Origin of the sequence: Bradyrhizobium mercantei (genome assembly GCF_001982635.1) — a bacterium.
Lineage (GTDB): Bacteria > Pseudomonadota > Alphaproteobacteria > Rhizobiales > Xanthobacteraceae > Bradyrhizobium > Bradyrhizobium mercantei.
In genome coordinates this window covers 194,519-218,829 of the sequence record NZ_MKFI01000010.1, presented here as the reverse complement: position 1 = coordinate 218,829, position 24,311 = coordinate 194,519, and the positions used below count along the sequence as shown (strand labels likewise).

Sequence of the window (24,311 nt, the reverse complement as noted above, 5' to 3'; positions counted from 1 at the left end):
GTTTTCTTCACGCGAAACGGTGTCCACTTCGCTCGAAAACGCTCTAGTGCCATGCGCTGAGGTTCTGGACCAGTTGCCCGACAAGCATATTGAGCTCGTCGGCGTTCCCGGCGGCGCCGAAGACGTAACGGTCGGGCCGCACGATCACCGCTGTGGCGCCGTGTTGCCGCATCCATTCGGCGAACAATCCGTCTCGCTCCACCACACTCAAAATACCGTTGGCATCGGCACTGTCGCCTGATGTCGTGATGACGACGCGCTCGCCGGCGAGATGCTGCCAGGCGGCACGGGACGCCTCCGACAGCCATGCCATCGGCTCGGCCGCGGCGGTCACGATCGCAAATTCCCCTTGCAGCAGATCGTCGAGCCGGCAGGTACGCCCGTCCGGCGCGCGCACATGCGGCTGCACGAACAGCCGCCCGGCCAGCACGACATCGCGCGCGATCAGGCCGGTGACGAGATCGGGAATGAATTTCTGCCGGATGGTTTCAGCCGTGCCGGCCTTCAGCTCGGCGCGCAGCCGCAGGTCACGCTCGGCGGCGGCCACAGGATCCAGCTCGCCGATGATCTTGCCGAACTCCTTGGCGCTGGCGACGACGGCGCGGACATGCGGCTTGCGCTCGATCTCGTAACTGTCGAGCAACGCCTCGTCAGCGTCGCCGCGCAGCACCAGCCTCAGTTTCCAGGCAAGGTTCACGGCATCGCGGATGCCGGCGCACAGCCCCTGCCCGAGGAACGGTGGCGTCTGGTGCACAGCGTCGCCCATCAGCAGCACGCGGCGGTCGCGCCAGCGTTGCCCGAGCAGCGCATGGAAGCGATAGACCGCCGAGCGCCAGATCGTGAGGTCCGAGATATCGGTGAAGCCCTTGAGCAGCTTCACCACGTTGTCGGGCGCGCCGGCCAGATCGGGATCCTCGCCGGGCAGCAGCTTGATTTCCCAGCGCCGCAGGTTGCGCGGACCGGGCACGAAGGTGCCGGGACGCTGTGGCCAGCAATACTGAAAGCTCTTGGCCGGCCGCCTGGCGGGGTCGCTGGTCAGCGTGTCCACCACCATCCACCATTCATCGAAGGCAAGGTCTTCGAGGCCGATACCGAGCTGCTTGCGCACAAAGCTGTTGGCGCCGTCGCAGCCGACCAGATAGCGCGCGCGGATCGAGAGCCCCTCACCGGGCTCGCGGCGCGCGGTCAGCGTCACCGTGTCGTCGTCCTGCTTGAGCGCCACGCCCGCGGCAGCAAGGAGCACGTCGACCTGCGGATAGTCGGCGAGCTTGTCGCGCAGCGCCTGCTCGAGGTCCGGCTGCACGAAGGTGACGTTCGGAATCCAGCCGAGCGGGAACGGCGGCGGCATCGGGTCGAAGATCTTGATGATCTCGCCGTCGACGCCGAGATAGTGCGAGCCGTTATGCGGAGCGATCGCCTGCTCCATGAAATCGCCGAGCCCGATCGCCTGCAGCACCCGCAGCGCCTCGTGGTCGAGCGTGATCGCGCGCGGCTTGTCGTAGATCTCGGCAACGCGCTCGACCACCGCAATGCGCAAGCCAGCCTTTGCGAGCAGATGGGCGAAGACGGCACCGACCGGCCCGAGGCCCACGATGACCACGTCATACATGCGATGATGCTCGGGGTTCGCGGCTGACACTGACATGCTACTTCGTGAGATAGTTCTCGAGCGTCAGCGGCTTCGGCTTGATTTGCGGCTCGCGGATCGCGACATCGGCGAACGGCGTCGCCTCCTCGAACCAGGCCTGCCGCGCCGGCAGTCCCCATGGAAACGAGATCTTGTGGTCGGACGGGTCCCAGCCGATCGGCTCGTTCTCGATGTCCATGATCTGGTAGTGCGTGTTGAACAGCTCGACGCGGTGCCCATCGGGATCGCGCATGTAGACATACATCGCGTGTCCCGGCCCGTGCCGCCCCGGGCCGCGCTCGACGGCCGCGCCATAGCCGAGTTCGCCGGCGATATCGCAGGCCTTCAGCAGATGATGCACCTCGGGCGCGAGGAACGCGAAATGATGCAGCCGCGGTCCGGCGCCGTTGAAGAACACGATGTCGTGCGGATTGCCCTTGCGCTGCAGGAACACGCCGCGCAGGTCGAACGTGCCGGCCGGCGCGATATACTCGCTGAGCCGGAAGCCTGCCGCGGTGTAGAACTCGCACGCCTTGCGCACCTCTGATGTCAGCACCTGGTAGTGATCGAGCCGCAGCGCCGAGCCGCCGGCATGGCGGGTGAATTGGGTGATCATGCGCGGCTCGACCGGCATGGTCGCGCAGAACTCCAGCGGCGTGCCGGCCGGATCGGTCGCATGCAGCGAGCGGCCCTGATGCGGCACGTCGGCCCAGGCGGCTCGGCAGCCATGCGCCTCGAAGAAGGCCTTGAGCCGGTCGAGGTCGTCATCCCTGAACACCCGCAGGCCGAGCCGCGCACAGACGGCGTCCGATCCCTTGCGCAACACAAGGCTGTGATGACAGGCCTCCTCGACGCCGCGGAAATAGAGCGCATCGCCCTCCTCCGCGGTCAGGATCAGCCCGATCACCTTTTCGTAGAACCGCCGGCTCGCCGCGAGATCACGGACGGTCAGGACGACGTGGCTGGCCCGCGTGATCCGAAACCCGGGATCGTGGTTCGTGGTCGGGAGGCTCATGCGCACCTTCTGGTTCTTGCCGCTCGCGGGAACCCGACTCATTGCGAAAAACCGGCCGGCGATCAAGCAGGGCGCCGCCGCTGGGCAGGCTTTGCCGGTCCGTGACGCCCCGTCACGCATTTGTATCGATTTGTTAGCAATGCCCGCCAGTGGAACCGAAGCGCGGCCCGCCGTGGCACGGTCCGTTCCAATAGTTCATAGTTTGTCAAAGGTTTGCAGAGAATTCTTCGCTGCTGCGCCACGGCCAACGCGCGCAGGCAACGTAGTGAGATGCGTACCTATCTCAGATCATATTTCGCGACCCTGTTCGCGGGCGACCTCGCGGCCTTCGGTGCGCCACCGACCGATGACGCGCTTGCCGGCCACATCCGCGCCGAGCAGGTTTCGCTGGTGCTCGGCTATTCCTTCGGCATCATGCTGGCCAATGCCTGCAACGCGCTGGTGCTCGCGGTCGCGCTGTGGCAGTCGCCGGACTGGGCGTTTGCGCTGGTGTGGGCCGCCGCCGTCAGCAGCGCCGCGCTGTTCTTCGGCCTGCAGGCACGCGCATCGCGCCGCATCGCCAAGCCGCAATTCGTCTCGCGCCGAACCATGTACCGGCTGGTGCGTAATGCGCTGGCGCTCGGGGCGGCCTGGGGCGTCGTCCCGGTCGCCTTCTTTGCGAATGCATCGAGCGGCGCGCAATTGGTCATCACCTGCCTGTGCGCCGGCATGCTGGCCGGCGGCGCCTTCGCCTTCTCCACCGTCCCGATCGCCGCGATTGCCTTCACCGCGCCGATCTTCGTCGGTACCGCGATCTGCCTCGGCCGCGACGGCGACTTCGTCTATCTGCTGATGGCCGTGCTGGTCGTGGTCTACGGCTCGGTGTTGCTGCGCGGCGTGTTCGTCAATGCGTTCGAGTTCCGGCGGCGGATCATCGCCCAGCACGAGGCCGAACGGACGGTGCGGCAGGATCCGCTGACGCATCTGCCGAACCGCGTCGCCTTCAACGAGGCACTCAATGGCGCGCTGAGCCGGCTGACGCGCTCCGGCGAGGAATTCGCCGTGCTGCTGCTCGATCTCGATCACCTCAAGGAGATCAACGACAGGTTCGGCCATCCAGCCGGCGACGAATTCCTGGTGCAGGTCGCGGCCCGGCTGCAGCGCTGCACCCGCGCCGCCGAGCATGTCGCGCGGATCGGCGGCGACGAGTTCGCGCTGATCATGTCCAATCTGACGCGGCCCGAGGATGCGCTGGCGATCGCCGAACGGTTCGTCGCGGCCTTCGCCGATCCGTTCCCGATCGACGGATTCGAGATATCAAGCGCGATCAGCATCGGCATCGTGCTGGCGCCCCGCGACGGCAGCACGTCGCACGATCTGCTCAAGCATGTCGACATCGCGCTCTACCGGGCGAAGAAGTCCGGCGCCGGCACGATCTGCTTCTTCGAGGCGAGCGACGACCAATCGGCGCGCGACCGCCGCGCGTTGCAGCGCGACCTGGAACAGGCCATCGAGACGGACCAGCTGTTTCTGGTCTACCAGCCGTTCCTCGACATCCGCAAAGGCCGCGTCACCGGCTTCGAGGCACTGTTGCGCTGGCAGCATCCGACGCGCGGCCTGATCCCGCCGAGCGTCTTCATTCCGATCGCCGAGGAGAGCGGACTGATCCACCAGCTCGGCGAGTGGGTGATCCGCCGTGCCTGCGCGGTGCTGTCGCACTGGCCGGACGATATCAGGATCGCGGTGAATTTCTCTGCGGTCCAGTTCCAGAACGTCGGCATCCTGCAGACCATCGTCGACGCGCTGGCCGAGGCGAACGTCGCGCCGAGCCGGCTCGAGATCGAGATCACCGAATCGATGCTGATCTCGAAATATGGATCGGCGCAGGCCATCCTCAACGGACTGCTCGAGCTTGGGCTGACGGTCGCGCTCGACGATTTCGGCACCGGCTTCTCGTCGCTGACCTATCTGCGCAAGCTGCCGTTCAGCCGCATCAAGATCGATCAATCCTTCATCCGGGACATGCTGACCCAGCCGGATTGCGCCGCGATCGTCAAATCGGTGATCGCCCTCGCGCAGGATTTGCAGATCGGCGTTGTGGCCGAAGGCGTCGAGACCGCCGATCAGCTCGAATACCTGCGCCAGACCAGCTGCGACGAAGTGCAGGGCTACCTGATCGGCCGGCCGATGTCGGCCGGCGAGATTTCCGCGCTGCTCGATCACAACCCACGACACTCGGTGCACGCGGCGTAGCCCTGATCGCGCACATCACGGCGCGTCGGCGCGATGCAGGGTATCCACCGTGATGGTGCCGCGGGCCCGCGAAACGCAGGCGCAGATCTTGCGGCTCTCCCGCTTCTGGTGGTCGCTGAAGAAGACGTCCCGATGATCGATCTCGCCCTCGACATCGACCACGTCGAGCGCGCACACGCCGCATTCGCCGCGCCGGCAGTCGCTCATCACCTCATGGCCGGCTTCGTTGAGCACGTCGAGCATCGAGCGATCGCGCGGGATGATGAACTCGGTGCCCTCGCCCCTGAGCCGCACCCGGAACGCCTCGGTCGGCAACAGCCCGCTCGATCCAAAGGTCTCGTAGCGCAGATCGGTCATCGGGCGCCCGGAGGCTTCCCAGGCCCGTCGCGCTGCATCCAGCATCCGCATCGGGCCGCAGAACAGCGTCATCGCCCCCTGCGGCAAGCCGGCAAAGACGCGCTCGAGGTCGAGCCGCCTGCCCTCGTCGCCGGCGTGGACGACGAGGCGGTCGCCGAGCAGATGCTCGAGCGGTTCGAGGTAGGCGGCATCGCCGCGCGTGCGCACGGCATAGTGCAGCGTCACGCCGGCATCGCGACGGGCCAGCGCCTGTGCCGCGCCGACGATCGGCGTGATGCCGACCCCGCCCGCGATCAGGCAGAACTGCCGCCGCGTCCAGTCGAGTTGCACCAGCGAGGCGGGCTGCGTGATGTTGAGCCGCGCCCCCGGCGCGAGCGACCACATGTAGCGCGAGCCACCGCGGGAATCCGGCGCGCGCCGCACCGCGATCCGGTAGCCCTGCGGATCGGCTTCACCGACCAGCGAATAGGACCTGACCTGCGGCTGGCCGTCGATGGTAACGCCGACATCGATATGGCTGCCGACCGGATAGGGCGCGGCCGTAAAATCGTCAGGCCGCAGCAGGAATTCGCGGATGCCGGGCGTGAGGTCGCGCACGGCAAGCAGCGTAGCCGATGTCCAGGTTTCAATGAATCGCATGGCGCGCTCCGTTCAGCCTGATGCGATCAGCGCCAGCGCCGGCAGCAGATCGAGGTGCGTGCGGTTGCGCAGCGCGAGCCGCAGATTGCGCGCCGCAAGCCTGGCATGCTCGCGCATAACAGCCTCGGCGCGCGCGCCCTCGCGGTTCTCGATGGCGTCGACCACCACGCGATGATGGTCCTGCGCGATCAGCAGGATCTGGCGTGCCTCGGGCAGCGCCGATTGCGCCATCACGAACGCGCTCGGCGAGGCGAACGGCAGCGCCGAAGCGCGGTCGATCTGCCGGATCAGCGGCGGACTGCGCGACAGCTCGGTCAGCAGCGCGTGGAAGCGCGCGTTGAGCGCGACATAGGACGAAAACGCTTCGACTGAGATCGGATCCTGCCGCACCAGGCCGTCGATCTCGTTGAGGCATTGCTTCAGCGGTTCGAGATCGCGCGACGAGACGCCGCGCTCGGCGGCAAAGCGCGCAGCCAGCCCCTCCAGCGTGCCGCGCAGCTCGATCGAATCGAGAATGTCGCGCTCAGAAAACGCCTTGACCATGAAGCCGCCGGACGGGATCACCTCCAGCAGGCCTTCCTCTTCCAGCCGGACCAGCGCCATCCGCACCGGCGTCCGCGATACCCCGGTGACCTCGACCGCCTGCAATTCCGAGATGCGCTCGCCCGGCCGCAGGCCGCCGGAAACGATCAGCTCACGCAGCGCGAGCTGCGCCCGCACGGTCTGCGACACTGAACGCTCGGCCTCGCGCTCCGCCATGCCGCCTACTCCGCCGCCTGCAACTGCGGCGGATTTTCCTTCGCCACCATGCGGTCGATGACGCGGCGCGCCCACATCGCGCCGGCATCGATGTTGAGATTGTAGAACACGCGATCCGGATTCTCGTCCATCGCGCGCTGCTGTGCTTCAAGGATGATCTCGTCCTCGTGGAAGATGCCGGCGACGCCGTCGCGGATTTCCGAGGTCAGGCGCTGCTCGGTGATGCGGTGATTGCGGACGAAGGCCCAGAAGTAGTGGCAGGTCTTCTCGGTCTCCGGCGTGATGGTGTTGAGCACATAGCCGTTGACGCCGTGCGAGCGATCGCCCTCCGGCGCGCCCGATCCGGCCGGCGCCACGCCGACGTCGATATTGACGGTGCACGGCGCCTCGAAGCGGATGATCTGCCAGCGATCGACCGGGCCCGGCTTCTGCAATTGCTTGGCCCAGAACGGCGGCGCCTCGATGCCCTGCATCCAGCGCGTGACGGTGACCGTCTTCTCGCCATGGGTGACGTCGAACGGCGCTTCGGCGACCGCGTCATTGCCGATGCTCGAACCATGCACGAAGGTCTCGTGCGTCAGGTCCATCAGATTGTCGACGACGAGCCGATAGTCGCATTTGACGTGAATGGTCTTGCCGTCGCCGGCCCAGGCCGGATCGTGGTTCCAGTGCATGTCGGGCACCAGCAAGGGATCGGCGAGCGCCGGATCACCCATCCAGAGCCAGATGAAGCGGTGGCGCTCGACCACCGGATAGGCGCGCACGCAGGCCGACGGATTGATCGTCTCCTGCGACGGCATGAAGGTGCAGCGGCCCTGCGCATTGTATTTCAGGCCGTGATAGCCGCAGACCACGGTGTCGCCGTCGAGCCGGCCCTTGGAGAGCGGCACCAGGCGATGCCAGCAGGCATCCTCGAGCGCCACCACCTCGCCGTCGCCCTTCCGGTACATCACGACATGCTTGCCGCAGATCGTCCGCGGCAACAGCGCGTGCTTGATCTCGGCATCCCAGCCGGCCGCGTACCAGGCATTCATTGGAAAGGAATTTGGCATCGGTCGCCCTCTCGGGATCTCTATGGATACTTTATGTATACATTCTTGGCTCGCGCTTGGCAATCCGAACCATAATCGTTCGAAATTCCGGCATTTCGGTATACATCATTTGGAGATATGAAAGTTCCAGGAGCCCTCGCGGTCCGCCACGCCCATGGCGCATCGCCGGACGCCTTTGGCGCCGGAGGCAGATGGCACGTACTGAAGGCTGATGGGCTTGATGCGCCGGCGGCGGGCGTGCGGCTAAGAGTTCGACGCCGCGCGGGTCGAGGCCGACTGGACGTCCTTGATGTTGATGACGACGGCGATGCGCTTGATCATGCCGCTGCGGTAGGCCTGCAAGAACTTGTCGTAGTGCTTGACCGAGATGCAGCCGTTGGAGTCGCCGTTCGGCCCGAGCATGTAGCTGTGGACCAGCAGGCCAACACGCCCGAACGTCTCGCTGCCATCGACCGGGGTCATGCGCAGCGCGGGCACGCCGTGGAACAGTTTTTCACGCGGCTTCATCTCATAGATGCCGGGCGGCGTCGCACCAGCGTTCCGGGCATTCACATGCGCCGGATCGTCGAGCAGATTGCCGAGCCCCGAATGCGCCTCGAACTTGGTGCCGTCGGGCATGTACACGATGCGGCCGGTGATGTCGTAGACCGCCGTGGTGCTGTCATAGCCGAGCTTGCCGAGATCGGGGCTCGGGCCGGACAACAGGCCGTCATTCGGATCGACCGAGGCAAGCTGTATCTTGCCCGGCATCATGTCGGCGATCTTCTGCAGGAACGTCCGGTTGTCGCCCTGCTGCACCGGCGCCGGCGGCGGTAGCGGCTGATCGTTCCGCGCAAGCAGATTGGCCTCGGCGGGCCGCGACCGCGGCATCGGCACAGCGGAAGCGGAAGTCGGGGGAGTGATCGCAGCGACGGATGCCGTTGCCGGCTCGCTGGTCGGCTGCTCGGTCTGCGTGTCGCGCAGCTGGCCGGCCAGCGCGTCCTCGATCTGACCGAACTCGGAATTGAAATCGCCGCGGCTCGAACGGAACCCGCGGCGCAGCGGATAATAGAGAGAGGCCGTGTTGATGGTGGAGCGCGCGCCGAAGCGATCGTCGAAGTTCAGCGAGGCGGTGGTGTTGGCGAAGGCCGGTCCATGCAGCCAAGAGGTGGGATCGACGCCGACCATCCAGGCGGCAAGGCCAGACGACAGGACAAGCGCGCTCACGGCGAACGCCGTGCTGCCCACCAGAGACGTGCCGCGGCTTGACTTATGCCCGGCAGCTTTCGTCGTTCGTTGACCCATCATCCCCAAGTTCGGTGCTCTGGGGCCTGTTGCCCGGCCCACGTGGGATTCACCGATCGCTCATCATATCAGGGAATTAGAGTAAGGCATAATCGAGACGAAGCGGCCAACGAGAGGTTTTTTAAACGTTTTTCGGATGGATAGTGCCGGAGAATCAGCCTTGGACAGGCCGAAACCATCAAAAAAGTCCCGATTCGGGACAATTCGACCGACTCAGGCGATCTTTTCTTCCCAGAGGGTGAGCACCGGAACCGGCTTCCCGATGGCGTAGCCTTGCGCGTAATCGACCCCGATCAAGCGCAGCTCGTCCAGGATCGCAAGGCTCTCGACGAATTCCGCGACCACCTGCTTCTGCATGATCTTCGCGGTCTTGGTGATCATCTCGACCATCGCGCGATCGACCTTGCTGTTCAGGATCTCCTTCACGAACGACCCGTCGATCTTGATGATGTCGACCGGCAGGTGCTTCAGATAGGCGATCGAGGACATCCCGGTGCCGAAATCGTCGAGCGAGAAGCTGCAGCCGATCTCGCGCAGCCGCGCGACGAATGTCTGCGCCTCGTCGAGATTGGAGATTGCGCTGGTCTCGGTGATTTCGAAACACACCAGCGCCGGCGACACGTCGTGCTGCGCAAACAGCCCGGCGACGAAGTCGACGAAGTCGCCGTCGCCGATGGTGGCGCCGGAGAGGTTGATGGCGTAGCTCGCGATCTTGCGCGGGTGATGCTTGCGCTCGGCGATGATCTCGAACGCGCGGCGAACCACCCACCGATCGATCAGCGGCATCAGCCCGTAGCGTTCGGCGGCGGGCAGGAAGCTGCCGGGCGGCACCAGGGCGCCGCTCTCGTCACGCAGGCGCAGCAGCAGCTCGCGCCGGTCACCGCCCTTCAGCGTGCCGTTGATCGGGCGGATCTCCTGCTCGTAGAGGCAGAATCGCCCCTCGTCCAATCCCTTGCGGATGCGATTGACCCAGCTCATCTCGGCGACACGTACGGCCATGCCGGTATCGGACGGACGGTGCTCCTGGACGCGGTTGCGTCCCTTGTCCTTGGCGAGGAAGCAGGCGACGTCGGCGAGCCGCAACGCGTCCTGTACGCCTGCGCTGTCGGCCAGCGAGACAAGGCCGATGCTTGCGCTGATCCGGAAGCTCGATCCCTCATGGACGAAGTTCGACTGCTCGATCACGGCCCTGATCCGCTCCGCGACGTCGGCGGCAACGTCGTGCGCGGCGGAGGCATCGTCGTGCAGCAGGATGCCGAACTCATCGCCGCCAAGGCGCGCGACCAGCCCGCTGCCGCCGACCTCGGCCGCCAGCAGCCGCGCGATCTGTTTCAGCAACCTGTCGCCCGCCATATGGCCGCAGGTGTCGTTGACGATCTTGAACTGATCGAGGTCGATCAGCATCAGGTCGGCGCCCATGTCCTCCGAGCCCGCCATCGCCTTGTGCAGCTCGAACTCGAACTGGCGGCGGTTCGCCAGGCCGGTGAGCGCATCATGCGAGGCGGCCCATGCCAGTTCCTCTACCAGCCGCCGCTCGGCGGTCATGTCGTGGATGATCATCACCCGGCCGGCGGGTTCGCCTTCATGAACGATCGGGGTCTCGACCACCGAGACCGGCACGCTGGAATGATCCGGCCGCACCAGGAGCCGCTGCTGCGGCCGGCTTTCACCATCGGCATCCGAGCTCTGGAACGATCCCCGCACCGGCTGCTCGGCGATGTTGAACAGCGACGAAAGCCGCCAGCCGGTCACGTCCCGCCCGGCTGCGATCAGCCGCTGCGCGGCGGCGTTCATGTAGCCGACGCGATCATCCTGCGTGGTCACGATGACGGCGTCGCCGATCGAGGCCAGCGTGAGCTGGGCGCGCTCCTTCTCGACCGCGAGCGCGGTCTCCGCAAGCCAACGTCGCCACAGCATCCGCCGTGTATGCAACAGCACGATGCCGGCAAGGCAACCCGCGATCACGAGATTGACCAGCAGAAGCAGCGTGGAAACCTGACGCGACGCCTTGCCCAATTCATCCGAGAAATCGACGGCAAGCGTGCTCAGCGCGGCGTCGACCGCGCCGATCCGCTCGGCCCAGTGTTTGATGGTCGCAGCCGAGGGATCATGCAGCGCGACGTCGTTCGCGGCCTCGTTCCTGATCTCGATCAGCTGATCGAGCAGCGCATCCGAGTTGCGCCAGGCCGTCACCGCGCCGGCCACATGGTGCATCTTGCGGAAATATTTGAACAGCCAGATCAGGCCGCCGATGTCGTCATCATGATTGCCTGCCCTGGCGAATCCATCGCGGGCCACGGCGTCATTGTTGCCGGGCGCTTCGAGCGCGCGCCGCGCGGTGCGGTCGGCCAGCGGCACCGCGATCGCGGCATCGAATTTCTGCAGATAGAGCGGCGCACCGGTAGAGACATAGGTCTGGAGATAGTGAATGGCGTCCTTCTGGCCCTTCGACCACATGCTTTCGCCGGCGACATAGGCCCGCACCGCGGACATCACCTGGAGGCTGCCGGCCGACAGGCCGCCCAGCAGCAACACGATCGCCAGCAGCGGTCCGACCACCCGCCACAGTGACCAGCTCCGGAATGAAAAGAACATGCCCAATGCGCCCGACCCTGAAATTGTCGGGTAAGCCTAGGAATGGTGATTTAACCTCACGTTGCAAAACGCGATGAGTTTGAAACGACTTGGTTGCAATACAATTGCGTCAAACTTTATCCATCCGGCGACCGCTCAGGGGCGCAGTGTCGGCGACGTGTTCGGCGCCAGCGCCAGCTCCATCTCGGCCTCTTCGGGCAGCTTGTCGGCGTGGACAGCGAGCGGCGTGCCGATCCAGAGCGGATCGTCGCGATGATCGCGGCGCGGATTTGTCGTGTTGGGATGGACCAGGATACTCAGGCTGCCGTGGTTCAGCATCAGCCACGGCACCAGGGTCGGAAACAGCTCGGCTGCAAACGCCACCTGATACATCGCCTGATCGTGCGGGCCGACCTTGACGTCGTGCCAGCGCCCCAGCGTGACCAGGAAGCGCTCGCCCATCCAGTTGCGCAGCCGTTCCGCCTCGCCCCGGCTGGTGGCGGGATCGTAGTAGACATGGGCATGGTAGCTCGCGATCTCGCCGATGGTCCGTGGCGCGTCCGTCATATCACCTCTCCTTCCGCGGCCGATCGGCTGCGCCGCAGCACACTGAATTGGAACGACTGCGTCGCGCCCCAGGGCGTGACGTGCCGATGCTCCTCCCCGGCGATCAGCTCGAATCCCGGACCAATGGTCCCGCTGAGCGTTGCGGGATCATAGCGCTGCACCGGCAGACCGCTGCATTTCTCCGGACCGTCCAGCGCGAAGGTACCGATCACGGCATGGCCGCCTGCTTTGACGCCGCGATGCAGCCTCTCGATATAGGCCGCGCGATCCCTCTCCTCGACGAGAAAGTGAAACGCCGCGCGATCGTGCCAAATGTCGAAAGCCTGCGGCGGCTGCCAGACCGTCGCATCAGCCGCGATCCAGCGCACCGCCTCGCCCGTCGCGCCGATCCGCTGTCGCGCGCTGGCCAGCGCCGCTTCGGAGAGATCAAGCACCGTCAGATCGCGGAAGCCGCGCGCCAGCAACGCATCGACGAGGCGCGAGGCCCCGCCGCCGATGTCGATGATCGACGCGTCGCGACCGGTGGCGACGGATTCGATCAGGCGCAGCGATGGCTGCGGATCGGCCTGCGACCAGCTCACCTGCTGCTCGCCCTTGGTCAGATAGACGGCCTGCCAGTGCGATTGGCGATCCGAAGCAGTCATGGCGATACGTCCCGGCAGCGGCGGCAATCTGCGTTGCCGCACGATTAACCATGAGCTAGGCACGGCGGCTTCCCGCGTCAACCGGCGGCGGCCGACAGGCGTGGCCGCGCAACCGCAAATGCCGCATTTGCTTCGCCGGATTTTCCATCTAACCTGACGGGCAGGTTGAGATCGGGGCGCCCGGGGATGGCCAATTTCGGCTGGACACGCGTCAACAAGCCTGCACCTGCGGAGGACGCCGCCAGCGACTTGCGCGGCCTCAGCGACCCCTGCGCGTTTCTCACCGCACTCGACAAGGTGGTGCCGCGCTATCTCGATCTCGCCGACAACGGCGTGCTGGTCTATCCGGCCTGCAAGCGCAAGCCCGGCGACCTGCTCGGCGATAGCAGGGCGATCTGGGAGCACACGCGGCTCGAAGCCATGCGCTACATCCCGATGGTGCCGCGGCAGGACACCTCGCTGCTGGTCGATCCGTCGCGCCAGGCCGAGATGATCGACGCGTTCCTGCGCCAGCGCGCACACGACAAGACCGTCATCGATTTCACCGGCGCTGCGATCGAGGATTACGGGATTGCGATCTACGCCGGGCTGAACTGGCTGAACCATTGCGGCTCCCTTGTCGGCGCCGATCCGCAGAAATTCTCCGGCACGCTGCGGAGCTTCCGCAAGGTCATGGTCGTCGCCCGGCAGTGGTGGGCGCTCGACGGCGCCGCTGACCGCTGCCGGCAGATGCTAGAGGCACGCGAGCGGCCGCCACTGGTGTTCTTCCTGCTGTGGGCCGAATGCACCAACCGGGCGCGGGAGATCACGATCGCGGCGGCCGGTACGGCGGCAACCGAAGACAGCATTGCGCGGATACGCGCGGCCGAAGATCCGGAACAGCTGACGTAAAGTGTGATGAGATCAGGTTTGGCTGGGTCGGCCGCGAAGGTTCACCTCTCCCTTGGGAGAGGTCGGCGCGTAGCGCCGGGTGAGGGGTTACGGTCCCTCGTGAGATCTGCGCCCCCTCACCCGATTTGCTTCGCAAACCGACCTCTCCCCAATGGGGAGAGGTAAAGCGAGCACGTGGCCAAACCCCGTTCGAGCTAAATTCATCATGGTCTAGGGAAGCCCGTAGTATCCGGAGGTCAGGCAACCGGATCCGCGTCGGCGGACACCACCAGCAATTCCTTGGATTTGCGCGCGATCAAGCGGGCCAGCTCGCTCTGCTTGTAGGTCTCGACGAATTTGATGGCGAAACCGTTCGGCAGATGCCGGACCACGCGCCCGACGCAGGCGCCGATCGCAAGCGGCATGCCGACCGGCGGCTGCACCTCGGACGACACCGCCGCGCCCGACAGCGACATATCGATGATGAAGCAGCTCTGCATGGTGCCGTCCGCCAAGGTCAGCATGGCATGCGGCGCGACCGGAACGAAGCGCGGGTTGTTGCGCGCCTCGCGGATGCTGGGATCCTTTTGCTTCTTCTCGATCCAGGTCAGCTTGTCGGCGAACTTCTCGCGCATCGCATGCGTCATCTCGAGCTCGAGCAGGAAGCTGCCGCTCATCGTGTCGGTGATGCAGCCTTCGAACTTGCCGAACTCCTCGAAATACGAGGTCAGCCGGTCGCCGATCTTGCCGACGACAGGAACGTCCACGATCATGCGGAACGGCGACACCCGCGTGGTCCGGCACGCAAACGTGCGCAGTCTGCCCTGCGCATCATACCAGTTCGGCAGCGTGTAGCTGCCGTTGACCGTGATCCTGACTGCGCGTTGCTTGAGAAACTTTTCGACAGACACGACTGGACCTCGCCGGAGGCGATGTGAATACACGGAGGTCGGGGGTTGACCGGCTTCCTTGCCGGTCCGGTGGTGGGACTTCCGCTACCGACGCGACGGCAGCGTGAGGCTGCGGCACGCATCCCAGCGCGGCGCGGAATGCTCCTGGCGCGCAGGTACGTACAGTCGTACCGTCGAAAAACTAGGAAAAAGTTAAGCCGGGACAGAGTGCGGCGGCGCACTTTATGGCGCAACCCTTACGCGGCAGTTTAATCTGCGACCCGTACAACTACCGGGAGAATAGCCGCACGCCGATGCAATCGCGCCGTGCCCTAAACCGCCTGCTCCGGCTGCCGGCCGAATGCTAGGCTTGGTGGAAATCAGAGCGGACCTCACATGGCAAACATCTCGAACAAATCGCTTGCCGACGGCAAGATCCTGCAAAGCGTGGTCGACGGCGTCGGCGTCATCACCTTCAACAACCCCGACAAGCGCAATGCGATGTCGCTGGAGATGTGGGAAGGGCTCGGCGAGGCGCTGATCGCCTTGCGTGACGATCCGGCCGTCCGCGTCGTGATCCTGGTCGGCGCCGGCGACAAGGCCTTCGTCTCGGGCGCCGACATCAGCCAGTTCGAGAAGACCCGGCATAACGCGGAAGCCTCCGAGGAATATTCCCGGCGCAGCGCCGCCCAGCGCGCTTTGCTCGCCGACTACCCGAAGCCGACGATCGCCTGCATCCGCGGCTTCTGCCTCGGCGGCGGCATGCAGGTCGCGATGCTGACCGATATCCGCATCGCCGGCACCAGCGGCCAGTTCGGCATTCCCGCCGCCAAGCTCGGCATCGCCTATGGCTATGACGGGCTGCGCCATCTGGTGTCGCTGGTCGGCCCGTCCTGGGCGCGGCTGATCATGTATACGGGCATGCGGATCGACTCCGCGGAAGCGCTGCGGATCGGCCTCGTCGAACGCGTGCTGCCGGATGCCGAACTGTGGGACGCGACCATGGCGATCGCACGCACCATTTCGGGCAACGCGCCGCTGGCGATCAAGGCCGCCAAGATCACCATCGCGCAGGTGCTGAAGGATCCCGCCGATCGCGACATGGCCGCGATCAAGCAGATCGGCATCGACTGCATGGACAGCGCGGATTTCCGCGAAGGCCGCAACGCCTTCATGGAAAAGCGCAAGCCGCAGTTCAAGGGCCGGTAGCGATGCGGTGTCGGCTGTGGCCCAGCCGCGCGCCGGTACCGGATCAAAGCGCACCTCCCGCCACGCAACAAACCGTCATCGCCCGGCTCGACCGGGCGATCCAGTATTCCAGAGACGAATGTTATTGAACCGAGAAGCCGCGGCGTACTGGATCGCCCGGTTGAACCGGGCGATGACAGGTGAGAATGAGGACCGCCCGCGCGATTTCTGAATATTAGAAATATATCCCTGAGTTGCCCGACGTGTCAAGCCGCCCGGTCGACGCCGGCCGCCGACCGCTCCTTTGCATGGGGTTGTTTTCGATATTTTGGCGGCGCCCTACTTCTTCTCGTTGACCGGCACCGTGTAGTTCAGGATCAGCCGTCCGCCGTCGGGATAGATGGTCTGGCCGGTGATGTAGGAGGCGTCGTCGCTGGCGAGGAAGGCCACGACGGAGGCGACCTCGCTCGGCTCGCCGCAACGGCCGGCCGGCGTGCGCGACAGCACGCTGCGCCGCGCGTCCTCCGACGAGAAGATCGCCGTCGCCACCATCTCGGTCAGGATCGTGCCCGGTCCGACCGCCACGACGCGAATGCCGTGCGGCGCCAGCGCCACGGCGGCCACCGAGGTGAGCTGCTTCATCGCGCCCTTGGACATCGCATAGGTCGCAAGCGAGGGGATCGCGAGCAGCGCGTTGACCGAGGACATGTTGACGACGACGCCGCCACCGCCCTGCGCGATCATCTGGCGCGCCGCGGCCTGGACGCCGAAGAACGCGCCCTTGAGGTTGATCCCCATCACGTCGTCGAACTCGGCCTCGCTGATGTCGAGGAAGTCGCGGTTGCGCGCGACGCCGGCATTGTTGACCATGACATCGAGCCGGCCGAACTCCTTGACCGCTGTCGCGACGATGCGATCGACGTCGGCGCGCTTGCTGACGTCGGCTTCCACCGCCCGCAGCCGATCGTCATGTCCGAGCTCCTGGGCGGTGTGGACCAGCCCGGCAGCGTCGACATCGGAGATGACGACCCTGGCGCCATCGGCCAGGAAGCGCGCCGCGCAGGCCTTGCCGATGCCGCGCGCCGCGCCGGTGATGGCGACGACCTTGCCGGAATTCTTCATGGGAGTGCCTCCAGGATTTCGGTTTGCGCGTTCCGCCAGAGCCGGACTGATGCGAGAATGAGGCCCGAGCAATAGCCTATTGCGCGGCGTCAGGGAACGCGACGGATTCACCGTTACGTCCTGCGATCAGCGGCGCCATATCATAGCGCATTGCGCGGTTTCTTGCTTCCGCCGTCTAAACCGCGCTTCAGAAACGACTCCGCCGCATTCGTCAAGCGGGCGCGTGAGCGAAGCAGGCAACCATTTCGGGCGCCTCCTCCCGCCTGAGATAGCCTGATATAGCCCGCTCAAGGTCGGCTCGCCCAGCCGCCCAAACCCATCTCGCTTTTCGGGAGCCCCCTATGTCGATCACCGACCGCCGATCGCTGCTGCAGGCTGCGGCCACCATCCCCTTCGTCGCATCCGCCACGACCGCGGCGCTCGCGCAGACGCCGGCCGAGCCGGCCAAACCCGAACCCAACAAGCCCGCGCCTGCAAAGGACGTGACGCGCAAGCTGGCGCAGTATCTCGTCGGGGCAAAGTACGACGACTTGCCGGCCAATGTCCGCAAGGAAGGCGTCCGCACGCTGCTGAATTGGGTCGGCGTCGCAATCGGCGGCTCGCATCATCAAACCGTCGATATCGCGGTCTCCGCGCTGGCGCCATTCTCGGGCCCGGCCCAGGCCTCACTGTTCGGGCGGCACGAACGCTTCGACATCATGAACGCCGCCTTCCTCAACGGCGTATCGAGCCACATTTTCGACTATGACGACACCCATCTGAAGACGATCATCCATCCGGCCGGCCCGGTGGCGTCCGCGATCCTCGCGCTGTCGGAGATGCAGCCGGTGTCGGGCAAGGACTTCCTCAACGCGCTGGTGCTGGGCGTCGAGACCGAATGCCGGATCGGCAACGCGGTCTATCCCAACCATTACGATGTCGGCTGGCACATCACCGGCACCGCCGGCGTGTTCGGTTCGGCCGCTGCGGTCGGCAAGCTGTTGAACCTCAACGAGCAGCAGATGGTGTGGGCGCTCGGCCTTGCCGCGTCGCAGCCGGTGGGCTTGCGCGAATCCTTCGGCTCGATGAACAAGAGCTTCAATATCGGCCGGGCTGCATCAAACGGCATCTTCGCCGCGATGCTCGCCTCGAAGAATTTCACGTCCTCTGACAGCATGATCGAGGCCAAGCGCGGCTGGGCCAACACGATCAGCACCAAGCAGGACTACAACGAGATCCTCGGCGACCTCGGCAAGCGCTATGAAGCCGCGCTCAACACCTACAAGCCGTTCGCTTGCGGCATCGTGATGCATCCGGCGATCGACGCCGCAATCCAGCTGCGCAACGAGAACAAACTGACGGCCGACCAGATCGAGCGCGTCGATCTCAAGGTGCACCCGCTGGTGCTCGAACTGACCGGCAAGAAGACGCCGCGCGAGGGCCTCGAAGGCAAGTTCAGCATCTACCACGCGGTCGCCGTCGCGCTGGTCGAAGGCGCCGGCGGCGAAAAGCAGTTCAGCGACCGCGCGGTGACCGACCCGACCATCGTCGCGCTGCGCTCCAAGGTGATGCCCGTGATCACACCGGGCATCGATCCGGCGCAGGTCGACATGACCATCTTGCTCAAGGACGGACGCACCCTGCATCGCTACATCGAACACGCGATCGGCAGCGTCGAGGTTCCCATGACCGACAAGCAGCTCGAGACCAAATTCGCCGACCTCGCGGATGGCATCATTCCGGCCGCGGCGGCGCGCCGCGTCATGGACGCTTGCTGGAATGTCGAGAAACTGCCTGATGCGGCCGAGATCGCCAAGCTGTCGGTCTCGACCTAAGGTCTCGCGCAACGCGGTCCTGTGATCACGCTGTCGCCTTGCGTGATCCCGTATTGATCCGCGCGAGGATCCGGTCGGCCTCGGTCCGCCAGTCGGCGCTGCGGGCGAAGTCCCGCGTTCCCTTCGGCCCGAACACGCCCTCGTCGGCAAGGTCCGCGATCCAGCCCTGCCGCTCCGCGGTGCCGGACGCGGACCAGGGCGTCAGGTGGGCCTCGCGCACGGTCTCGGCCACCTCGCGCACCTCCTCGGCGCGCCGCCGGCCGTGCTCGATCACGCGCTGGAAGAAATAGGCGCCCTGCTTCTCCCAATCGATGCCCGGAAAGGTCTCCTTGAGTGAGGCGAGCACCGCATCCTCGACGCCATAGGCGCGCGCGGTGGTGAAGCTCTCGATCACCATCGCCTCCAGCCCCTTGATCATGATGCTGCGGCACATCTTGACCGCCGAGGACACGCCGAGCTCGTCGCTCGCGACCTTGGCCGCGAAGCCGAGCGCGACCAGGAGCGGCGCCAGCTCCCGCGCACCCTGGCCGCCGAGCAGCAGCGGCACCTTGATCCGGTACGGCGGCAGCGAAGTCATCACCGCGCCCTCGACATAGCGGCCGCCGGCGCCATCGATGTGGACCGCCGCGCGCTGCTTGGCCCCGGGCGAGGCCGAGTTGAAATCGAGAAACCAGGCACCTTTCTTGATTGCGGGCGCGCTGGCCTCGGCGACCGGCACCGCCTGGCTCGCCGTCACCGCCGAGATGATGAAATCAGCCCGCGCCGCGAGGTCGGCATGGGATTGCACGAGTTGGACGCTGATCTCCGCCGCGTGTGCGCGCAGCGTGCCGCCCTGTTCGCGGTCAAGCTTGATATCGTAGGCGGCGACCTTCACACCCTGCTTGCGCAAATCTTCGGCCAGGATGCGGCCGACCTCGCCATAGCCGAGCATGCCGACCTGCCATTGCCGCGGATCGCTGGAGATTGTCATCAGTTCAGGTCCCGTGTTGTGTCGTCGAACAGCGCGTCGACCGTGACGCGCCGCGGGATCAACGCCTGCTGCACGCCATAGTCGATCATCAGCTCGAGCGGCTTGCGATTGGCCTCGACGCCGAACGGCACCATATCAGGCATGCCGGGCGGACCGGCCTCTGCCTTGCTGCGCTTGAGGAGATCGTAGAGGCTGCGGACCACGTCCGGCCGCGATGTCGCGAGCCGTTCCGTCACCACGACCAGGTGATTGACCGGCACGACGCCATGCCGCGCGTACCAGCGCGCCGCCTCTGCGGCCGGATCGGCGAACAACGGCCTGAGCGCCGGGTCGCTCGAGGTCTCACCCAGCACGGCGTCGAGTTCGCCGTCCTTCAGCATCTCGATGATGCTGCTGCCCTGCGGCGCACGTTCGGTGCGGTCGGCATATTCGGCGACATGCGGATCCTCGAACGTGACCCAGTTGATGCGGTCGAGGTTGACGCCATGATCATTGGCAAGGATGCCGCGCATCCATGCCCCCGTCGTGGTCGTGAACGAGCGGATGCCGACCCGCTTGCCTTCGAGACCGGCAGGCGTGAGCGTGCCGCGATCGGCGCGACAAAGCGCATGGCCATGCTGGAAGCGGCCGACCATCGCCGCCGGCAGCAGCACCAGCGGCTTGCCGCGCGCCCGAGCCATCAGATAGGTGACGATGGCCATCTCGCAGACGTCGTAGGCCTGCTCGCGCACCATCGGCTTGAACGCGGCGTTGGTCGGCGTGAACTCGGTGAAGTCGAGATCGAACAGCTCCGCGCGCAGCTCACCGCGCTTCACCGGCTGGATGTGCGGGTGATTGCCGAGTACGGTGCGCAGCCGAAGTTTCTCCATTGCGACGAACTCCGCAGGGTCAGGTCAGTGCCCGGCCAGGGCTCGCGCCCGCTGCCTTGCGTGGCTGGTCGAGCGGAGGAGCCTGCAGCGCGGCGACGGTCGCGCGCACCAGCTCCTCGATGGCGTGGCCGGCATCGGTGCCGTCGGCGCTGCCGCGCGACAAGCGCGAAACGCGCTCCGGCGTCACCAGCGTGTAGTAGAGCGCGCCGAGCAGGAAGTGGCCGCGCCAGACCAGGTCGGTGCGCGGAATATGCGGCAGGCTCTCGTGGATCGCGTCGATGAAGGCGTGGCTGGTGTCGTCGAAGGTCTGCGCGATGATCTTGCGCACCACCTCATTGCCCTCGGCCGACATGATCGCACGCAACCGCGTGAAGCGCGTTCCGCCGCCGGCAAGGTCGCTGCCTGACGTGAAGGCCGGCAGCACATAGGCGCGCACGATCGCCTCGAGCCGGTCCTGCAAATCGCGCACCCGCCGTGCCGCCGCCAACAGCTCGGAGCGCCGCCGGTTCATCGGCCCGCAATGCCGCCGATAGATCTCGAGCAGCAGGCCGTCCTTGGTCTTGAAGTGATAGGTCACGCTGCCGGGATTGGCGCCGGCGGCCTGCGCGATGTCGCGCACCGAGACGGCGTTGAAGCCGTAGGTCGAGAACAACTCCTCCGCCGCGGCGAGGATCGCCTCGCGCATGTTCGGCTTGCGGGTGCTGGCGGCCTTCACGTCGGGCTTTACGTGGGACTTGGCGGGCTTGCGGACCATATTTGTACTATCGTCCAAATATTCAGGTCACGTCAACAAGGCGGCCCGCGGGCCCGCGCTCAGGACAGTTTGACGTCCGGCTCGGCACGGCCGCGCGCCGCGGCATCGAGCAGAAAGGTTTGGCCGTGCCCGGGATCGGCGGCGCGCTGCGCCTCATCCATGTCCTGCCAGGCCGAGGTAACGAACACGCGCGAGAAATCGCGGCCGACAAAGGCCGGGCAACTCGACTGGCTCGCCGGCACCTTCAGCGCGCGCAGGTGCCGGCCGGTGGGATCGTAGACATCGATGCGGCCGCCGCCCCAGCGCGCGTTCCAGATCATCCCGTCGGCGTCGACGACCGCGCCGTCGAGCCCGCCAATACCCTGATGCCTGATCAGATCGATCGGCTCGCCGGTCGGCAATCCCGTTGCTGGATCGAGCGGCACGCGATGCAGCACGTTGGTTGCGGTATCGGCGAAATAGCCGACGTCGCCCGCGGGCGAGAAGCAGATCGCATTCGGGATGGTGATCCCGGGATAGAGCCGCGTGATGCGTCCCTGATGCAGCGCATAGATCGCGCCGGCGCCCTGCTCGGCCTGGCGCCCCATGGTGCCGAGCCAGAACGTGCCCGACGGATGCACGCGCGCATCGTTGGAGCGCGTCAGCGGGTTGTCGGCCTCGAGCGCGGCGAACAGTTCCAGGCGGCCATCGGCGACTTGCCGAACATAGAGTCCATCCTCGGTCAGGATCAGCTGTCGCTCACCGTCGATCCGCGCCAGCGCGCTCGCCATTTTCGGCAGCGCGTGAATAACGGTGCGACCGCTTGCAAAGCGATGCTCGAACAGGCGCCGCTCCCGGATATCAAACCACCAGGCAGTGTCGGTCGACGCGTCATAGGTCGGGCCCTCGCCCAGATGACAGCGCTCGGCCGACAGCACGGATGTCGGCACCTCCTCGATCAGCGGCTCGGCGGTACGGTCGGTCATTGCATCACTCACACGGTTGAGAATCGGTAGACGATACTGCGCCGGTAGATCTGCCCGGGATCGAGCCGCGCCGACGGGAAATCCGGCCGGTTCGGCGTATCCGGCCAGGCATGCGGCTCGAGACAGAGTGCATCAGACTGGCGATAGAGCCGATCACCCTTGCCCGCGGACGAACCGTCGAGGAAATTGCCGGAATAGAACTGCAACCCCGGCTGATCGGTGAACAGCTCCATCACGCGGCCGCTGTGCGGCGCCTCGAGGCGCGCAGCAAGGCGAAGGCCGGCCCCCGAGGCCAGGCAGAAATTGTGGTCATAGCCGCGCCCGAGCCGCAGCTGCTCGTCATTCATCCTGATCCGCGCGCCGATCGCTGCCGGCTCGCGGAAATCGAACGGCGTGCCGTCGACCGGCCGCGGCGGCCCCGGTAGCGGGATCGCGGTGGCGTCCACCGCCAGGAAGTGGTCGGAGGCGATCGTCAGCCGGTGATCGAGGATTGGCGTGCCCGAACGCGCGCCGTCGAGATTGAAGAAGCTGTGATTGGTGAGATTGAGGCAGGTCGGCCGATCGGTCGTCGCCTCGTAGGTGACCGCGAGTTCCATCGGACTGCGCACCAGATAGGTCACGCGCGTCGTGAGATTACCCGGATAGCCTTCCTCACCATGCGGGCTCTCGCGCTCCAGCACCAACGTCGGCCCCGGATCATCCGATAGTTCGACGATCCGCCACAACTTGCGATCAAAACCCTGCGGCCCGCCATGCAGCGCGTTGGGACCGTTGTTGGCGTCGAGCGTCACCGTCTCGCCATCGAGCACGAAGCGCGCGCCGCCGATCCGGTTGGCATAACGCCCGATGGTCGCGCCAAAGAACTTGCGCTGCGCGAGATAGCCACCGAAGTCGTCGTGGCCGAGCACGATGTCGTCGCAAATCCCGTCGCGATCGGGCGTCACCAGCGACTGCAACGTGGCGCCAAAGGGAAGGATGGCGGCCTCGAAGCCGTGCGCGCCACGGAGCGTCACGCGCTCGACCACGGTGCCGTCGTGCAATTTGCCGAAGGGGGCGCGAGCAATGCTGGCTGATGTCATTGTCAGTCCTCGAACGCCTCGACGAGGCGCCGCTGCCCCACCATGAAGCTATCGGCGACGAGCCGCAAGGGCGCGAGGTCGACATCAGATTTTCCCTCCGATGTCAGCGCGACGAAACGGCGGTACAGCGCGGGATATTCCTCATCCGCGGCATCGACCACCAGCCTGTTGCCGTCGCGCAGCTGCCGTCCGCCTTTCGACAGCGTCACGGGCCCGGCCTCGGTCTCGCACAGGATGTCCCAGCTCGGCGGCCCGGTCTGGCGGAAATCGAACTCGGCGTGAATCGGCAAGCCGCTGTGATCGGTGAGTTCGATTTGCGCTGCAATCGGCGCGTCCCGATTGGAGGGAAAGTCCAGCATCGCGTTCCTGATACAAACCTGATGCGGAAGGATCTCGGTCAGGATCGACAGCGCGTTGATGCCGGGATCGAACACGCCGAAGCCGCCCGCTTCGAAGATCCAGGCCTGGCCGGGATGCCAGACCCGCACATCCTCCCTCCAGATGACGGTCACCTTGGTGATCGTGCGGCCCGCGAGCAATTGCCGCGCCGGCCCGACCGCCGGCGCGTAGCGCGAATGCCATGTCGCGAACAAGGTCCTGCTCGCTTCGTGCGCGGCCGTGATCAGCGGCGTGAGCTCGCTTAACGTGGAGCCCGGCGGCTTCTCCAGCAGCACATGCTTGCCGGCAGCGAGCGCGGCGGCAGCTTGCACATGACGCACTTGCGGTGGCGTGCACAGCGCCACCGCATCGATCTCCGGCCCGTCGCGCAACAATTCCTGCAGATCGCGGAAATGCGGCAGGCCCGGCGGGGTCTTCGCCGGATCGACCACCGCGACGAGTGCGATGCCGGACGTCTTGGCGATCGCAGGCACGTGCTGCCGGCCTGCGATCTCGCCGAATCCGACGATGGCGATGCGAAGCAGGTCACTCATGGCCGTCCTCGCGTTGCTGCCCACCCTCTTCGGCCCGATGCCGGCAGGCAAGAATCACAGGCCGGCGCCGAATAGCAACGGCATGATCCGACGTTGACTGCAAACGCG

Annotated in this window: 21 protein-coding genes; 4 read left to right on the top strand and 17 right to left on the bottom strand. The window is 65.9% G+C overall.

Going from position 1 to position 24,311, the window contains the following annotated elements; genetic code table 11:
- Positions 1–43: 43 nt before the first annotated feature.
- Both mhpA and BI327_RS36950 read right to left on the bottom strand, forming a co-directional pair.
- Entirely contained in the window at positions 44–1,645 is a 1,602-nt protein-coding gene (gene mhpA / locus BI327_RS36955) for a bifunctional 3-(3-hydroxy-phenyl)propionate/3-hydroxycinnamic acid hydroxylase MhpA (RefSeq protein WP_076866310.1), read from the bottom strand.
- A 1-nt stretch (position 1,646) separates the two neighbouring features.
- Positions 1,647–2,684: a VOC family protein gene (locus BI327_RS36950; protein WP_076866398.1), complete on the bottom strand. Its 1,038-nt coding sequence runs from the start codon at positions 2,682–2,684 to the stop codon at positions 1,647–1,649.
- Between the two features lie 228 nt (positions 2,685–2,912).
- On the opposite strand from BI327_RS36950, the gene BI327_RS36945 reads away from it, so the two are divergent.
- Entirely contained in the window at positions 2,913–4,874 is a 1,962-nt protein-coding gene (locus BI327_RS36945; RefSeq protein ID WP_076866308.1) for a putative bifunctional diguanylate cyclase/phosphodiesterase, read from the top strand.
- Between the two features lie 15 nt (positions 4,875–4,889).
- Here the strand turns inward: BI327_RS36945 and BI327_RS36940 are convergent, their stop codons facing one another.
- From BI327_RS36940 to BI327_RS36910, 7 genes are all read right to left on the bottom strand, one after another.
- Positions 4,890–5,870 carry a PDR/VanB family oxidoreductase gene (locus tag BI327_RS36940; RefSeq protein WP_076866306.1) on the bottom strand — a complete coding sequence of 327 codons (981 nt, stop codon included), beginning with the start codon at positions 5,868–5,870 and terminating at the stop codon, positions 4,890–4,892.
- Positions 5,871–5,882: 12 nt separating this feature from the next.
- Positions 5,883–6,629 carry a GntR family transcriptional regulator gene (locus tag BI327_RS36935; protein WP_076866304.1) on the bottom strand — a complete coding sequence of 249 codons (747 nt, stop codon included), beginning with the start codon at positions 6,627–6,629 and terminating at the stop codon, positions 5,883–5,885.
- Positions 6,630–6,634: 5 nt separating this feature from the next.
- Complete coding sequence (locus BI327_RS36930) at positions 6,635–7,681, bottom strand: aromatic ring-hydroxylating dioxygenase subunit alpha (protein ID WP_076866303.1); 1,047 nt, start codon at positions 7,679–7,681, stop codon at positions 6,635–6,637.
- A gap of 243 nt (positions 7,682–7,924) precedes the next feature.
- A complete protein-coding gene (locus BI327_RS36925; protein WP_245335043.1) occupies positions 7,925–8,887 on the bottom strand; it encodes a DUF2778 domain-containing protein in 963 nt (320 codons plus the stop codon).
- Positions 8,888–9,178: 291 nt separating this feature from the next.
- Positions 9,179–11,560, bottom strand: coding sequence for a putative bifunctional diguanylate cyclase/phosphodiesterase (locus tag BI327_RS36920; RefSeq protein ID WP_076866301.1), 2,382 nt, complete (start codon positions 11,558–11,560; stop codon positions 9,179–9,181).
- A 135-nt stretch (positions 11,561–11,695) separates the two neighbouring features.
- A complete protein-coding gene (locus tag BI327_RS36915) occupies positions 11,696–12,106 on the bottom strand; it encodes a DOPA 4,5-dioxygenase family protein (protein ID WP_076866299.1) in 411 nt (136 codons plus the stop codon).
- Positions 12,103–12,750, bottom strand: a complete 648-nt coding sequence (locus tag BI327_RS36910; protein ID WP_076866297.1) for a class I SAM-dependent methyltransferase — start codon at positions 12,748–12,750, stop codon at positions 12,103–12,105. The genes BI327_RS36915 and BI327_RS36910 overlap by 4 nt, the downstream gene beginning before the upstream one ends.
- 186 nt (positions 12,751–12,936) lie before the next feature.
- On the opposite strand from BI327_RS36910, the gene BI327_RS36905 reads away from it, so the two are divergent.
- Positions 12,937–13,641: a hypothetical protein gene (locus BI327_RS36905; RefSeq protein ID WP_076866296.1), complete on the top strand. Its 705-nt coding sequence runs from the start codon at positions 12,937–12,939 to the stop codon at positions 13,639–13,641.
- Positions 13,642–13,877: 236 nt separating this feature from the next.
- Here the strand turns inward: BI327_RS36905 and BI327_RS36900 are convergent, their stop codons facing one another.
- Positions 13,878–14,531 (bottom strand): PilZ domain-containing protein, encoded by a 654-nt coding sequence (locus BI327_RS36900; protein WP_076866294.1) that lies wholly within the window; start codon positions 14,529–14,531, stop codon positions 13,878–13,880.
- Between the two features lie 375 nt (positions 14,532–14,906).
- Here BI327_RS36900 and BI327_RS36895 point away from each other — a divergent pair, with 375 nt between their 5' ends.
- Positions 14,907–15,719 (top strand): enoyl-CoA hydratase, encoded by an 813-nt coding sequence (locus BI327_RS36895; protein ID WP_076866292.1) that lies wholly within the window; start codon positions 14,907–14,909, stop codon positions 15,717–15,719.
- A gap of 318 nt (positions 15,720–16,037) precedes the next feature.
- Here the strand turns inward: BI327_RS36895 and BI327_RS36890 are convergent, their stop codons facing one another.
- Entirely contained in the window at positions 16,038–16,820 is a 783-nt protein-coding gene (locus tag BI327_RS36890) for an SDR family NAD(P)-dependent oxidoreductase (protein ID WP_076866290.1), read from the bottom strand.
- 341 nt (positions 16,821–17,161) lie between these two features.
- Here BI327_RS36890 and BI327_RS36885 point away from each other — a divergent pair, with 341 nt between their 5' ends.
- Complete coding sequence (locus tag BI327_RS36885) at positions 17,162–18,634, top strand: MmgE/PrpD family protein (RefSeq protein WP_076866288.1); 1,473 nt, start codon at positions 17,162–17,164, stop codon at positions 18,632–18,634.
- Between the two features lie 25 nt (positions 18,635–18,659).
- Here the strand turns inward: BI327_RS36885 and BI327_RS36880 are convergent, their stop codons facing one another.
- From BI327_RS36880 to BI327_RS36855, 6 genes are read right to left on the bottom strand one after another with little or no spacing between them, the layout of a single operon-like run.
- A complete protein-coding gene (locus tag BI327_RS36880; protein ID WP_076866286.1) occupies positions 18,660–19,604 on the bottom strand; it encodes a DUF1932 domain-containing protein in 945 nt (314 codons plus the stop codon).
- A complete protein-coding gene (locus BI327_RS36875) occupies positions 19,604–20,473 on the bottom strand; it encodes a hypothetical protein (RefSeq protein WP_076866284.1) in 870 nt (289 codons plus the stop codon). The genes BI327_RS36880 and BI327_RS36875 overlap by 1 nt, the downstream gene beginning before the upstream one ends.
- A 19-nt stretch (positions 20,474–20,492) precedes the next feature.
- Positions 20,493–21,227, bottom strand: a complete 735-nt coding sequence (locus BI327_RS36870) for a TetR/AcrR family transcriptional regulator (RefSeq protein WP_076866282.1) — start codon at positions 21,225–21,227, stop codon at positions 20,493–20,495.
- A gap of 59 nt (positions 21,228–21,286) precedes the next feature.
- The gene (locus BI327_RS36865) at positions 21,287–22,165 is read right to left on the bottom strand and encodes an SMP-30/gluconolactonase/LRE family protein (RefSeq protein WP_076866395.1); all 879 of its coding nucleotides are present in this window, start codon (positions 22,163–22,165) and stop codon (positions 21,287–21,289) included.
- Between the two features lie 35 nt (positions 22,166–22,200).
- Complete coding sequence (locus BI327_RS36860) at positions 22,201–23,271, bottom strand: aldose epimerase family protein (protein WP_076866280.1); 1,071 nt, start codon at positions 23,269–23,271, stop codon at positions 22,201–22,203.
- A 2-nt stretch (positions 23,272–23,273) separates the two neighbouring features.
- Positions 23,274–24,203 (bottom strand): Gfo/Idh/MocA family protein, encoded by a 930-nt coding sequence (locus BI327_RS36855; protein WP_076866279.1) that lies wholly within the window; start codon positions 24,201–24,203, stop codon positions 23,274–23,276.
- Between the last annotated feature and the right edge of the window lie 108 nt (positions 24,204–24,311).